Annotated in this window: 12 protein-coding genes and 1 pseudogene; 7 read left to right on the forward strand and 6 right to left on the reverse strand. The window is 66.7% G+C overall.

What is annotated here, in order from left to right; genetic code table 11:
- Window positions 1–77 precede the first annotated feature (77 nt).
- The gene (locus ACT53N_RS18325; RefSeq protein ID WP_476065225.1) at window positions 78–977 is read right to left on the reverse strand and encodes a hypothetical protein; all 900 of its coding nucleotides are present in this window, start codon (window positions 975–977) and stop codon (window positions 78–80) included.
- Window positions 978–1,144: 167 nt separating this feature from the next.
- Between ACT53N_RS18325 and ACT53N_RS18330 the strand changes: the two genes are divergently transcribed.
- Entirely contained in the window at window positions 1,145–1,759 is a 615-nt protein-coding gene (locus tag ACT53N_RS18330; RefSeq protein ID WP_476065226.1) for a glutathione S-transferase family protein, read from the forward strand.
- A gap of 2 nt (window positions 1,760–1,761) precedes the next feature.
- Here the strand turns inward: ACT53N_RS18330 and ACT53N_RS18335 are convergent, their stop codons facing one another.
- The 3 genes from ACT53N_RS18335 to ACT53N_RS18345 all read right to left on the reverse strand — a co-directional run bounded on the left by ACT53N_RS18335 (window position 1,762) and on the right by ACT53N_RS18345 (window position 4,497).
- Window positions 1,762–2,646 carry a hypothetical protein gene (locus ACT53N_RS18335; protein ID WP_476065227.1) on the reverse strand — a complete coding sequence of 295 codons (885 nt, stop codon included), beginning with the start codon at window positions 2,644–2,646 and terminating at the stop codon, window positions 1,762–1,764.
- A 9-nt stretch (window positions 2,647–2,655) separates the two neighbouring features.
- Window positions 2,656–3,408, reverse strand: coding sequence for a hypothetical protein (locus ACT53N_RS18340; protein ID WP_476065228.1), 753 nt, complete (start codon window positions 3,406–3,408; stop codon window positions 2,656–2,658).
- Window positions 3,409–3,558: 150 nt separating this feature from the next.
- The gene (locus ACT53N_RS18345; protein WP_476065229.1) at window positions 3,559–4,497 is read right to left on the reverse strand and encodes a hypothetical protein; all 939 of its coding nucleotides are present in this window, start codon (window positions 4,495–4,497) and stop codon (window positions 3,559–3,561) included.
- 98 nt (window positions 4,498–4,595) lie between these two features.
- Here ACT53N_RS18345 and trmFO point away from each other — a divergent pair, with 98 nt between their 5' ends.
- Window positions 4,596–6,005 carry a methylenetetrahydrofolate--tRNA-(uracil(54)-C(5))-methyltransferase (FADH(2)-oxidizing) TrmFO gene (gene trmFO, locus ACT53N_RS18350; protein ID WP_476065230.1) on the forward strand — a complete coding sequence of 470 codons (1,410 nt, stop codon included), beginning with the start codon at window positions 4,596–4,598 and terminating at the stop codon, window positions 6,003–6,005.
- 7 nt (window positions 6,006–6,012) lie between these two features.
- Here trmFO and ACT53N_RS18355 read toward each other — a convergent pair whose 3' ends face one another.
- Window positions 6,013–6,786: a DUF1365 domain-containing protein gene (locus ACT53N_RS18355; RefSeq protein WP_476065231.1), complete on the reverse strand. Its 774-nt coding sequence runs from the start codon at window positions 6,784–6,786 to the stop codon at window positions 6,013–6,015.
- Window positions 6,783–8,111, reverse strand: coding sequence for an NAD(P)/FAD-dependent oxidoreductase (locus ACT53N_RS18360; RefSeq protein ID WP_476065232.1), 1,329 nt, complete (start codon window positions 8,109–8,111; stop codon window positions 6,783–6,785). Before ACT53N_RS18360 ends, ACT53N_RS18355 begins: the two co-directional genes overlap by 4 nt.
- Window positions 8,112–8,230: 119 nt before the next feature.
- Between ACT53N_RS18360 and ACT53N_RS18365 the strand changes: the two genes are divergently transcribed.
- The 5 genes and pseudogenes from ACT53N_RS18365 (at window position 8,231) to ACT53N_RS18385 (ending at window position 13,579) form a co-directional block, all read left to right on the forward strand.
- The gene (locus ACT53N_RS18365; protein ID WP_476065233.1) at window positions 8,231–9,274 is read left to right on the forward strand and encodes an SAM-dependent methyltransferase; all 1,044 of its coding nucleotides are present in this window, start codon (window positions 8,231–8,233) and stop codon (window positions 9,272–9,274) included.
- Window positions 9,271–9,678 carry a DUF2177 family protein gene (locus ACT53N_RS18370; protein WP_476065234.1) on the forward strand — a complete coding sequence of 136 codons (408 nt, stop codon included), beginning with the start codon at window positions 9,271–9,273 and terminating at the stop codon, window positions 9,676–9,678. The genes ACT53N_RS18365 and ACT53N_RS18370 overlap by 4 nt, the downstream gene beginning before the upstream one ends.
- Before the next feature lie 45 nt (window positions 9,679–9,723).
- Window positions 9,724–10,836: a mechanosensitive ion channel family protein gene (locus ACT53N_RS18375; protein WP_476065235.1), complete on the forward strand. Its 1,113-nt coding sequence runs from the start codon at window positions 9,724–9,726 to the stop codon at window positions 10,834–10,836.
- Between the two features lie 153 nt (window positions 10,837–10,989).
- Window positions 10,990–12,264: pseudogene (locus ACT53N_RS18380) on the forward strand (allantoate amidohydrolase); the annotation flags it as partial.
- 79 nt (window positions 12,265–12,343) lie between these two features.
- The gene (locus tag ACT53N_RS18385; RefSeq protein WP_476065236.1) at window positions 12,344–13,579 is read left to right on the forward strand and encodes a pyridoxal-phosphate-dependent aminotransferase family protein; all 1,236 of its coding nucleotides are present in this window, start codon (window positions 12,344–12,346) and stop codon (window positions 13,577–13,579) included.
- The last annotated feature ends 60 nt before the right edge of the window (window positions 13,580–13,639 follow it).

The following is a 13,639-nucleotide window of genomic DNA, read 5'->3' on the forward strand; positions in this document are numbered from 1 at the left end:
CGCAAGGCGCGGGTCGAAAGAAAACGCCCCGGAGACTGATCTCCGGGGCGTTTGTCGTTTCCAGTGGCGCTCGGGGCCTACCAGCCGCCGGTGTGCTCGGCGGAGGCCTCGCCGTCACGCAGCGTCTTGTAGATGGTCGGCGCCGGCGACAGCATGATCAAGGCGCTCAACACCGCCATGAAGCCCGAGAACAGCTGCTGCACGATGCCGGAAGGCGTGAAATAGCTGCTCAGCGATGTGGTGTCGGCGCGCAGCGCATTACCAGCCGCCGAGAAATCGCCCGTCACGATCGCGACCGCGGCGTAGACGATGATGACGATCAGCAACCAGACGATCATGCTCATGACAGCGGCGACCACATAGGCGCCCAGCAGCGACCAGAAGGCGCCCTTGGTGACCTGCATCGACCGGAAGAACACGATCTCGCCCTTATCGAAGGTCATGGCGCTGGCCAGCGACAGGCGAACCAGCAGGTAGATTGCACCCGCGACGGCGCCGAGCATCACAAGGGCGCTCAACAGGCCACCGCCGACCGCCGCCAGCAGACCCACAACCAGAGCCGACCCGAACAGCACGGCCATCATGAGCAGGCCGGTCAGGATCGAGACCACGATCTGGCGCAACTCGTCCTTGCCCACCCGCAAGTACGCGAAACGGTCGTCGCCATGGCGCTGGATCAGCCGGTTGAGCGCGGCCAGCGTGACCCCCTGAACGATCAGATTGTAGGGCAGCGTCCACAGCAGCGTGGGCGTCATCTGGTCCGCCAGCTTGGTCATCTCGTCGGGGCTGGGCCCGTCCGGGTTGGTCATGAGCGACATCGCCGCTTCCATCTGCGCCCCAAAGAAGTGGATCGTCAGTGCGTTGGCGATGATCGACACCACGGTCATCACCGCGATCCACACGCCCACCGTCTTCAGGTTCTCCCGCACGAGGCGGAAACCGGAAAAGGCCGCGTCGGAGGCCGAGAACTTCGCCATGACTTGCTCTTGGAATGGTGGGACCCAGTTTGGCCCTAGGCCTAACAAGGTTCGCGGCGGTTCAACAGGGCGTCCCGCGCGAAATCGACACTGACCGGCTTGCTTCCGATACGCCTACCTCTAACGTTTGTTTGAACGGCCCATAGAGAGCGGCCGAGGGAGGTCTGATGAAGCTCTATGGCGAAGCCATGCCCGCGCCCAATCCACGGCGGGTGCGCATCTTTCTGGCGGAGAAGGGTCTGGAGATTCCAGAGATCCGTATCGGGTTGCGCGAAGGCGGACATCGAAGCCCCGAACACCTGGCGCGCAACAGCCTGGGGCAGGTGCCGGTGCTTGAGCTGGACGATGGAACCACGATCAGCGAGACCATCGCCATCTGCCGCTACTTCGAGGTGCTGCACCCCGATCCGCCGCTCTTCGGGGTCAGCGCGCTTGAGCAAGCCCAAGTCGAGATGTGGACCCGGCGGATGGAATTTCGCCTGATGGTCCCTGTCGGGATGTTCTGGCGCCACGCCCATCCCCTGACCGCGCGCCTGTTGAAACAGAATGTAGAGTTCGGCGAGTCGAATCGCGAAGTGGTCGAGAAGGCCCAGCTCTGGCTGGATCGCGAACTGTCTGACGGCCGCCCCTATCTGACCGGCGAGACCTATACGATCGCCGACATCACCGGACAGACTACGCTGGATTTCGCCGACTTCACGGGCCTGGCGACACCGGTCGAGGCCAAGCACGTCCTGGCCTGGCGCGAGCGGATGGCCGCGCGGCCAAGCGCGAGCGCCTGAGTCTAGGCGTGCAGGCCCGCGTCGATCTCGTCCTGGTTCAGCTGGGCGAAGGCGCGGGCCGGAGCGGCCACCAAGATCACCGTCTGCAGCGTCAGAAAGATTGGGGCCAGCAACAGGTTGGCCAGCAAGGTCAGGATCAGCCACGAACTGCTGCCGGCCAGACCGCTGCCCCCCAGATTGACCACCGCCGCCAGCGACTTGCCGATCAACCCGGCCACCGCCGCGCCCAGCAGCGGCACGACAATCCAGATCACGATCGTCAGCACGAACATACCGAGCAGACGCCAGAACTGTCCGTGCGTCTGGATCCAGGCCGCGCGAATGTCGATATGGTGGTGCGAGAAGGCGTGCGGGCCAAGCAGTGAGAGGCGAACCGCCACCCATAGCGAGAAGCCGATCACCGACAGGGCGCCGAGGAAGGCGAACCAGCCAGCCGCCGCGCCCGAAAGCAACGATGAGCCCAGAACGACGACACCGGACGGGATAATCGTGCACAGCAGCGCCGTCGCCCAGGTGATCAGCGACACGATCAGCAGTTGGATCTCTTCCTTGCCAAGGCGCAGGTAGGCGAACCGATCATTCCTGGGCTCAAGCACCGAGCGGATGATGGCGGCCTGCAGCACCGCGCCCAGCAGCAGAGCCAGGGCGACCAGCAGCACCATCACCCCGCCCAGGTTCATCACCAGGTCGAGCAGCTCACGCGGATCAGCCGAGGAGCCGCGGCCGGCCAGCACCTGGCGGCCCTCTTCGCCCAGTCCGATCTTCACCAAGAGGCCCAGGATCGGCAGCATGACGAGCGAAAAGCCCGCCCAGGCGAGCACGGTCAGCGGCCGGCGGCGCATGGTCTGCAGGCCTTCAAGGGCGGCGTCGACGGGGCGTACAGACATCCAGGCGTCCTACTGTACCGCACTGTGGCGGTAGAAGTGGGCGAGCGCGCCGGTCCAGGCGGGCATCGCGTAGAAATAGGTGCAGGCGGCCATCACGACGGCCATGACGGGACCTTGGCCGGGGGCGAAACTCAACAGAGCGCTCAGCACGATCACCGGGATCGAGATCGCAAGGCCGATCACCAGGAGGATGTGCGTCCGGCCCCGCGTGAGCGAGAAGGCGCTCAACACGCGCACCCCGGCCTGATCAACCGTGGCGGGGGCCGACAGAGACAGGCGCAGCCCCAACCAGATCAAGACGAACAGGCTGGCCAGCGGCACGATCGCCACGATCAGACCAGCCGGCCCGGCCTGGGCGAAGGCCGCGCGCCAGGCCTCGGTGGTTGACGGATCGAAGTTCGGCGCGGCGGTCCGCGCAACGCCCAACGCGACGCCACCGACAATCACCAGCAGAATAGAGCCGATCAGGGCGAAGAGGCCCAGGATCATCAGTTGGGCGGCCAGCAGGCGCCACTCGTCCCGCCCCCAGCGCAGGCCCTTGAGCCCCGCCGCGCGCCTGAAAGCACGTCGGAACAACGCGCCCTGGGCGACGACCCCGGCGATCAGAGCGATCACGAATCGCGCTCCTGACGGCGCCGAGCCCGCAGCGAGGCTGAGCAACGCCGCAAAGGCCAACGCGCCCCAGCAGTCGCGCACTGCGCCGCCCACGTCAGAAAGGCCCGCCCGCAGGGTCGCGCTGACGCCCGCCGATCCTTCCGTCATCCCGTCATGTCCCTCAGGCGCGGCGCTCATCCCGATCAGGGACGAGTCGCCGCTATCCCTGACAATCTAGGGTCTCGTCGCGCGTCTGGCGATGGCGGCGCGCCACGCGCCCCGGATTTCGCGATAGCGTAACGCCCGCGCCACGGCACGTCAGGTCTCCGAGGTCAGCGCCCGGTGAACAGCCGCCCATGGCGCGTAGAAAATCGCCTGAACCACCGCGCTGAACAGCGCTGCGACCACCCCGATGACAGCGGCCCAAGGCCAAACGTCGCGCAGGATGTCCAGCGGCGGACGCGCCATGAAGGCCTCAAAGCCGCCGTCGCCATGCAGCGCCGCCAGCGATCCGCCAGCTGCGAAAACCGTGCCCAGCAGCACTGCGGCGACCAGGATCTCGACCCCGATCACGAACACGACCACCAGCAGCGCCACGCCCAGCAACCGCCAGCCCTGGCCTTTGGTGAAGGCCCAGGACTCGAAGAGTCGAAACTGGTTGTCGACGAAGGTCATCGGCGCGGCCATCGACAGGCGCAAAGCCACCCATACCAGGACAATCACGGCGACCGCAGCGCCGACGAAGGCCGTGCTGACCGCCGCCATCGCGCCATTCTCGCCGCCGCTGACGCCCGCCACCGCCGCAAGGACCGCGATGACCAGGGCCACAACGAAGGCGACGATCATGATCAGCACCTGCTCGACCAGCAACAGCAGGGTCAGCCACATCTCGCGTGAACCGATCCGGAGATAGGCCCACGAAGACTGATTGGGGGTGAGAACCGCACGGAACACCGCCGCGCAGAACACCGCCTTGATGAAAGACGACCACAGCCAGAAGAGCAAGTTGACCGCCGTCATGCCCGATTGCGCCTGCATCATCTGGCGCATGAACTCTGGGTCGGGCGCGCCCTCCTTCTGGGTCATCGCCATCTGCATCATCTGCTGGAACTGCGGCCCCAGCGCCACGAAGCCCAGGATCGCGGGAATGATCATCCCGACGGCCAAGGCTAGCGCCCAGCCGACCACCGCCAAAGGCTTGCGGCCGATCACGCCGAAGCCGGCCGTCGCCGCCTCGGTCACGGAAAACCTCGCCATGTCCCCTCCCCATGCTCGCCCGGCGCGCAGGGCCCGGCCCAGGATCATGAGCCTACACGAGGTTTCGCCAAACGACAGCCGGGGGTATAGGGCGCGCCATGACCACGAATTCGACCTATCAGCCCGTTCACGTCATCGGCGGAGGCCTCGCCGGTTCCGAAGCCGCCTGGCAGATCGCCCAGAGCGGCGTGCCCGTCGTCCTGCACGAGATGCGCAAGGACGATGCGAGCGGCAAAGTCATCACCGACGCCCACCAGACCGACGGCCTGGCCGAGATGGTCTGCTCAAACTCGTTCCGCTCGGATGACTGGCAGTTCAACGCCGTGGGCCTGCTGCACGCCGAGATGCGCAAGCTGGACAGCCTGATCATGAGCTGCGCCGACCAGCACCAGGTACCCGCCGGCGGCGCCCTGGCCGTCGATCGCGACGGCTTCTCCGCCGAAGTCACCAAGCGCCTGTCGCAACACACGCTGGTCACCATCGTTCGCGAGGAGATCGCCGGCCTGCCGCCCGCCGAATGGGACAACGTCATCGTTGCGACGGGCCCCCTCACCTCGCCCGCCTTGGCCCAGGCGATCCTCGACCTGACCGGCGAAGGCCAGCTCAGCTTCTTCGACGCTATCGCGCCGATCATCCACTTTGAGTCCATCAACATGGACGTGGCCTGGCGCCAGTCGCGCTACGACAAGGAAGGCCCTGGCGGCGACGCAGCCGCCTACATCAACTGCCCGATGAACAAGGAGCAGTACGAGGCCTTCATCGACGCCTTGCTGGCGGGCCCCAAGTCCGAGTTCAAGGAATGGGAGAACGTCCCCTATTTCGACGGCTGTCTGCCGATCGAGGTCATGGCCGAACGCGGCCGCGAAACCTTGCGTCACGGCCCAATGAAGCCGGTGGGCCTGACCAACCCACGCGACCCGACCGTGAAGTCCTACGCCATCGTCCAACTGCGCCAGGACAACGCCCTGGGCACCTTGTGGAACATGGTGGGCTTCCAGACCAAGCTGAAGCACGGCGTCCAGGCCGAGACCTTCCGCATGATCCCCGGCCTGGAGAACGCCCAGTTCGCCCGCCTGGGCGGCCTGCACCGCAACACCTTCATCAATTCACCCAAGCTGCTGGACAAGTCGCTGCGGATGAAAGCGATGCCGCGTCTGCGTTTCGCGGGCCAGGTCACCGGCGTCGAGGGCTATGTCGAGAGCGCCGCCATGGGCTTGCTCACCGGCCGCTTCGCCGCCGCCGACCGCAAAGGCGCGCCGATCGACGCACCCCCGCCGACCACCGCCCTGGGGGCCCTCGTCGAGCACATCACCGGCGGCCACCTGGACGCGGGCGTCGGTCCTGGCAGCTTCCAGCCAATGAACATCAACTACGGCCTCCTGCCCCCGCTGGAAGCGCCAAAGGTCGACGAGGACGGCAAGAAGATCCCGCTCAAGGAACGCGGCCGCGCCAAGAAGAGGCTGATGAGCCTGCGGGCCTTGAAGGACCTCGAAGCCTGGATGGCTTGAAGACGGCTCAGGTCGCGGCCGGCCGGCGCAGGCCGCGCGTGGCCTTGTCCTGCGGATAGTAGCGGAAGCCCTTGAGGATGATCTTGAGGGCTTCCCAGTGGATCGCCACCAGGATGCCGGCGACCTGCCAGGGGTGGGTGGCCAGGGCCTTGAGGATGGCGCCATCTGTCAGCGTCCGACGCTCACCGGCGAACGTGGCCGACAGGATGACGCCGGTCTCGTCCAGAACGTCGACACCGACGCTGACCGCCTCGGCCGGCGGCTTGGTCTCGAAGTCGTAGTGCAGATTCATGGGCAGGAACGGCGAGACGTAGAACGCCTTGCCCGCTTCCTGCTCTACCCAGCCGTCCAGACCGAGGCGCGCGGGCATCACATAGTCGTGGCGCTGGCCGAACGTATTCCGCACCGCGTGCACCGTGGCGACCAGACGGTCCTGAGCGTCGTGGCAGAAGAAGACAGTCAGGGGGTTGAACCCCTTGCCCATGATGCGCGGCATGGTCAGTACGCGGATGCTAGCGACGCCCTCGGCCAGGCCGTGCGCCGATAACCTGGCCAGAATCTCGTCCTTCAACGACGCGTTCGGGTCGTCAAGGTGGTCGCGATCGTTAAACCCGATCAGGTTCCAGGCTCGGCGCGAGAACAGCCGAAGCCGCTCGTTCAGGGCCTCGACCTCGTCGAGATCGAGCAGCAGCATGAACACGCCATAGCGCAGGTGATGGCGCTTGGGGCGGGTCCTGTCGTGGACGACGTGCCCCGCATAGAGCGCCGAGCGACAGGTCACGCAACCAGCTCGCGATCAGCAGCGGGCTCGGCGACGTCCAGAACGATGCGGCCCGACGGGTTGGGCACCAGCCACGGGCGACGCACGCCGCCCAGTTGCTCGGCGACGGCGAGACCGGCCTGCAAACCATCCTCATGGAAACCAGAGCCGAAGTAGGCGCCGCAGAACCAGGTGCGCCGACGCCCCTGCAGCGACCACAGGCGACGCTGGGCCAGCATAGCCGGACCATCGAACAGCGGGTGTTCATAGACCTGATCGTGCATCAAGCCCTCGGGGTCCCGCATCGGGTTCAACGAGAGGAAATAGGGCCGCTCGACGCCCAACGGCTGAAGGATGTTCATCCAGTAAGTGACGCCGCCCTCGCCGTCTTCGCCACGTCGGCCAACATGGTTCCAACTGGCCCAAGCGCGGCGTCGGCGGGGCATCAGGGCCGGATCGCTGTGCAGCACCGCGCGGTTGCGGCTGTAGCGAAACACGCCCAGCAACTCGCGCTCCTCGGCGCTGGGCGAGGCCAGCATGGCCAGCGCCTGGTCGGCGTGGGCGCCGATCACCACTTGGTCGAAGGCGCGGGTTTCGCCGGTCGCATCCTCGATCTTCACGCCGTCCGGCCCGCGATGGATCGCCTTGACGGGACGCCCGGTGAGGATCGGTCCCGACACGCCGGCGGCCAGCTTCTCGACGTAGCGCGCAGAGCCGCCGACGACGGTACGCCAGATCGGCCGCTTGTCGATCGGCAGCATCAGGCCGTGGTTATCGAAGAAGCGCAGCAGCGCGGCGGCTGGGAACTCGCGGATGTCGCGCAGCGAGGCCGACCAGATGGCGGCGGCCTGCGGCAGCAGGTGGTCTTCCTGGAACGCGCGACCAAAGCCCTGGCGGCGCAGGTAGTCGTCCAGCCGGCACAGTCCGCCCTGCTCCAGATCCGCCGGAATGTTCCGCCCCTCGCGATAGAACCGCACGACGTCCAGCAACATCTTGATGAAGCGCGGGTTCACAGCGTTGCGCTTCTGGGCCAGCAGCTTGGTGCTAGAATATTCGAGGGCGCCGCCGTCCAGCGAGACGCCGAAAGACATGTCGGTCTCGGTCGTCTCGACTCCGAGATGTTGGAACAGCGCCGTCAGGTTTGGATAGTTCGGCTCGTTGTAGACGATGAAGCCGGTGTCGACCGCCACGCCCTCTGCGACGATAGTGTTGGCGTGGCCGCCCAGTCGGTTGTCCGCTTCGTACAGCGTCACGTCGTGCCGGTGGGACAGAAGCCACGCGGCGGAGAGACCGGACACGCCAGAGCCGACCACGGCCACAGACTGACGGGGAACGAGGTTGACCAAGACAATCTCCCAGCGCGCCAAGGCGGCGCTGGTGAGAGGTACGCAGGCTCGCGACAGTCGGACGCATCCGAACAGCGCCGTGGCGCGTAACTGTCAACGATCCTCCCGGAGATTGACGCATGAGCCTGGTGAAGACCGCGATCCACGCCTTCGAGGACGCGCCGATGCCCGACGTCGTGTCGCGCGCCGCTATCGAGTTTCTGGTCGGCGACGCTCGCCGCCGCCTTCAGCAAGCGCCGTCCGATGCGACATCGGCCTTCGCCCGGGAGATGGAGACGCGCCCTATCGCGACCCACACCGTCAACGCCAACGAGCAGCACTATGAACTGCCCGCACCGTTCTTCGAGGCGGTGCTGGGCCCGAACCTGAAGTACTCGAGCGGCCTCTATCCGCCTGGCGCGACCACCCTGGCCGAGGGTGAAGCGGCGGCTTTGCGCGAGACCGCCGAACACGCCGACCTGCTGGACGGGCAATCTGTCCTGGAACTGGGCTGCGGCTGGGGCTCGCTGTCCTTGTGGATGGCCTCACGGTGCCCGAACTCCAGCATCACATCGGTGTCGAATTCGGCTTCGCAGCGCGCCTTCATCGAGGCCCGCGCGGCCCAGATGGGCCTGACCAACCTCAAGGTCATCACCGCCGACATGAACGACTTCCAGACCGACCAGCGCTTCGACCGCGTAGTCTCGGTCGAGATGTTCGAGCACATGTCCAACTGGCGCGCCCTGCTGACCCGGGTCCGCGGGTGGCTGAAGCCGGACGGCCTCTTGTTCCTGCATGTCTTCACCCACAAGAACACGCCCTACCGGTTCGAGGTCGACGATCCCGCCGACTGGATCGCGCAATACTTCTTCAGCGGCGGCGTGATGCCCAGCCACGACCTGCCACGCCAGTTCCCCGATCTCTTCACCGTCGAGCGCGACTGGCGCTGGAGCGGCGAGCACTACGCCCGCACCGCCCGCCAGTGGCTAGAGAACTTCGACGCCCGTCGCGCCACGATCGATCCGATCCTGACCGAGGTTTACGGCAAGCACGCCACGGTCTGGCGTCGGCGCTGGCGCCTGTTCTTCCTGGCGACCGCCGGCCTGTTTGGACATCGCGGCGGCGAGGAATGGGGTGTCAGCCACTATCGCATGCGCCCGGTTCCTGCGGAGTCGGCCCAATGATCCAGTTCGCCGTCGCCTATGTCGGGACCGCCCTTGCGATGCTGGTGCTCGACATCATCTGGCTGACCCAGATGGTCAACCGGCTCTACCAGCCTCGGATCGGCGAACTGCTCGCCGAGAAGCCGTCGATGCCGCCGGCTGTGGTCTTCTATCTGCTCTATGTGGCGGGCATCGTCATCCTGGCGGTGATGCCGGCGCTGCGCGAGGGCGGCTGGAAGCGCCTGCTTGTCCACGCCGCCGTCTTTGGCCTCGTCGCCTACGCCACCTACGACCTGACCAATCAGGCGACCCTGAAGACCTGGTCGACGACCATCACCCTGGTCGATATGGCGTGGGGGACCTTCATCACGACCGTTTCGGCCTCTGCGGGCTACATGGCGGCGCGCTGGTTCGTGGCGCGCTGAGACTGTCTGGGGAGCCATGACCTCGGCGAGGCGTTCGCCCTGGTCATGGACGCCTTCACCACCGCTCTTTCAGGTTTCGTCACGGGCTTCGCCTGGGCGCCGCCTTGGCTCGTCAGTCTTTGCTTGATCGCACTGGCGCTTTTCGCCGCCCTGGCGACCCACGCCATCCTCGTTCGGGTGGTCAGGCGAACACTTCTGCGGCGAGACGCCTTCTGGCAGACCCTGATCGCCCGCACCCGCCGTCCGACACGGATGGCGCTTGTCGTAACGGCCTTGGGCCCAGCCGTTTCCGCTGCGCCCCTCTCCCCAGGCCAGGCCGACGCGGCGCGTCATGTCCTGCTCGTTCTGTTCATCCTGCTGATCGGCTGGATCGCAATGACCGCGCTCGACATCGGCGCGGCGCTGTACCTGCGCGGCTTCAAGGTGGATGTCGAAGACAACCTGCTGGCCCGAAAACACATCACGCAGGTGAGGATCCTGCGCCGCGCGATGGCGATCCTGGTCGGTCTTTTCACCCTGGCCCTGGCTTTGATGACCGTGCCGGGCGTCAAGCAGTGGGGCGTCAGCCTGCTGGCCGCAGGCGGCGCGGCCAGCCTTATCGTCGGCTTGGCCTTGCAGCCGCTGCTGACCAACCTGATCGCCGGGATCCAGATCGCGGTGACCCAGCCCATCCGGATCGACGACGCCGTCATCGTCGAGAAGGAGTGGGGCAATATCGAGGAGATCACCGCCACCTACGTAGTTGTGCGGCTTTGGGACTGGCGTCGGCTGGTGCTGCCCCTGACGTATTTCATCCAGACTCCATTCCAGAATTGGACCCGGGAGAACGCCGCGCTGATCGGGACTTCGATGCTTTATGTCGACCCGGCCGCGCGTGTGGACCGCCTGCGGACCAAGCTGGAAGACATCGCCCGCGCCTCACCGCTCTGGGATGGCAAGGTCGTCAACCTGGCGGTCACCGACATCAGGCCCGACGTCATGGAGATCCGGTGCCTGGTCAGCGCGAGAAATGCGCCAACCACGTTCGACCTGCGTTGCGAGGTTCGAGAAAAGATGATGGCGTTCCTGCGAGACGAGCTCCCTGAAGCTTTCCCGAAAAGCCGCTTGGCGCTTGCGGATGACCCCGCCCGGTCCTCTGAGGCGAAACAGCCTTCCTAAGTAAGTGAATTATGACTTATGAAGAGGCGCCCGTGACGGCGGCATGGCGCTCGCGCGGGCGCCGTCGGCGAACTTGCCCGACAAAGGCTTGTGACACGGGACCCGCAGGCGCAGCCTGCTAGGGTTGGCGACGAAGCGGGGGCGCAACGGCAAGTGTCAGACGGTTTCGACATCGGAACGAGGGCCAAGGCCCGTTGTGACGCGCTGGGCCTGACGCCGTACAGCGAGGTCGAGGGTCAACTGACACGGCGGTTTCTGACGTCGGCCCACGCGGCGGCTCTGGACACGTTGGCGGATTGGATGTCCGAGGCTGGCATGAACGTCCGCCGCGACGCCGCCGCCAACCTGGTCGGCCGCTACGAAGGCGAGACGCCCGGCGCCAAGGCTTTGATTATCGGCTCGCACATCGACAGCGTCCGTAACGGCGGCCGCTATGACGGGCCGTTGGGGATCATGCTGGGTATCGACCTCGTCGAGGTGTTGCATCGCGCCGGCCGCCGCCTGCCCTTCGCGATCGAGGTGGTGGCGTTCGGCGACGAGGAAGGCTCGCGCTTCCCCGCCTCGATGAGCTGCAGCCGCGCCATCGCCGGGACCCTGGACGCCGGCGCTCTGGAGATGCGCGACGCCGACGGGGTCTCGGTGGCTGAGGCCTTGAAGGCGTTTGGCGGCGATCCGGAGGGCGTCGCCTCAGCGGCCCGCAGGCCTGAGGACGTACTGGCCTTCCTTGAGGCCCATATCGAGCAAGGTCCGGTGCTGGAGGCCGAGGGCCTGGCCTTGGGCGTGGTCACCGCCATCGCCGCCCAGAAGCGGCTGCTGGTGCGGATCACGGGCATGGCCGGGCACGCTGGCACGACGCCGATGGATCTACGCAAGGACCCCGGCCCCGCCGCCGCCGAGGCCATGCTGGCGCTGGAGCGGATCTGCCGCGCCGGAACCGACGGGCTGGTCGGCACGGTCGGCCGCATCACCGCCCTGCCCGGCGCCTTCAACGTCATTCCGGGCGCGCTCGAGTTCTCGATGGACATCCGGGCGGAGACCTCGGCCACCCGCGACGCGGCCGTCGAAGCCGTCACCGCCGAGATCCACGCCATCGCCGCCGCGCGGGGCCTCTCCGCAACCGTCACGCTGATGCAGGCCCTGGCCGAGAGCCCGTGCGATCCGTCGCTGATGGGCCTGCTGGACGAGAGCCTCTTCGACCTTGGCTTGCCGGCCCGCCACCTGCCTTCGGGCGCGGGTCATGACGCCATGGTGATGACCGCCCTATGCCCGATCGCCATGTTGTTCATTCGCTGCGAGGGCGGGATCAGCCACAACCCGGCGGAGGCCGTCACCGAGGCCGACTGCGCCCTGGCCGCTCGCGCCATGCTGGGGTTTGTGGAGAAGCTTTCCCTTTCCGTGTCATCCCGGCCGAAGCGCAGCGAAGAGCCGGGACCGCAACAATCGCCGGCGTATCCGGCGGTCCCGTATCGTCCCTTCGGGACGTCCGGGATGACAGGCGCTTGAGATCATGACCAGCACCGACTCAAACCCCATCGGGGAACTCGACCACCCCGCCCGCCTGCTGATGGGCCCGGGCCCGATCAACGTGCACCCGCGCGTTCTGCGGGCCATGTCCGTTCAGCTGCTCGGCCAGTTCGACCCTGAGTTCACCGGGTACATGAACCAGGTCATGGCCCTCTATCGCGGCGTCTTCCAGACCCAGAACCGCTGGACCTTGACGATCGACGGCACCTCGCGCGCCGGGATCGAGGCGGCGCTGGTCTCGACGCTGTGCCCCGGCGACGACGTCGTAGTCGTCAACGCCGGTCGTTTTGGCCTGCTGCTGGCCGAGATCGCCGAGCGCTGCGACGCCAAGGTCACCTTCGTCGAGGCCCCCTGGGGAACCGTCGTCGATCCGCAGGCGGTTGAGGATGCGGTCAGGCGCGTGAAGCCGCGTCTGGTGGCCTGCGTCCACGGCGACACCTCGACAACCATGGCCCAGCCCTTGGCCGAGATCGGCGCGATCTGCCGCGCGCATGGGGCGCTGATGTATGTCGACGCAACCGCCACCCTGTCGGGCATGGACGTCCCCGTCGACGCCTGGGGCGCGGACATCGTCACCGCCGGCCTGCAGAAGTGCCTGGGCGGCCCCTCAGGCTCGGCGCCGATCACGATCAGCGATCAGGCCGCCGAGCATATCTTCTCGCGTCGCCACGTCGAGAAGGGCCTCGTCGGAACCGGCGGCGCGGCGGGGAACGGCCAACGCATCGCCTCGAACTATTTCGATCTGGCGATGATCATGGACTACTGGTCCGAGAAGCGCCTGAACCACCACACCGAGTGCGCCCCCATGCTGTTCGCCGCCCGCGAATGCGCGCGGCTGGTGCTGGAAGAAGGACTGGAGGCACGCTTCGCGCGTCACCGCCAAGCGGGCGCGGCGATGACCGCCGGTCTCGAAGCGATGGGTCTCTCCATCTACGGCGACAAGGCCCACAAGATGACCAACGTCACCGGTATCTGGGTCCCGGACGGGGTCGACTACGACCGGGTTAAGGCGCGGATGCGCACCGACTTCGAGATCGAGATCGGCTCAGCCTTCGGTCCCCTGACAGGCAAGATCTGGCGCATCGGGACCATGGGCGTGAACGCCCGCAAACACGCGGTTCTGCAGACCCTGGCGGCCTTCGAGGCGGTGCTGCGCTGGGAAGGCTTCAGCGCGCCTTCTGGCGCCGGCGTCGATGCGGCGGCGAAGGTGTACGGATGAGGGGGCTGTCCAAGATCCTCCCCCCAGCGGGGGAGGTGTCAGCACAGCCGACGGAGGGGG

The organism is Caulobacter sp. DMC95, from assembly GCF_056313785.1.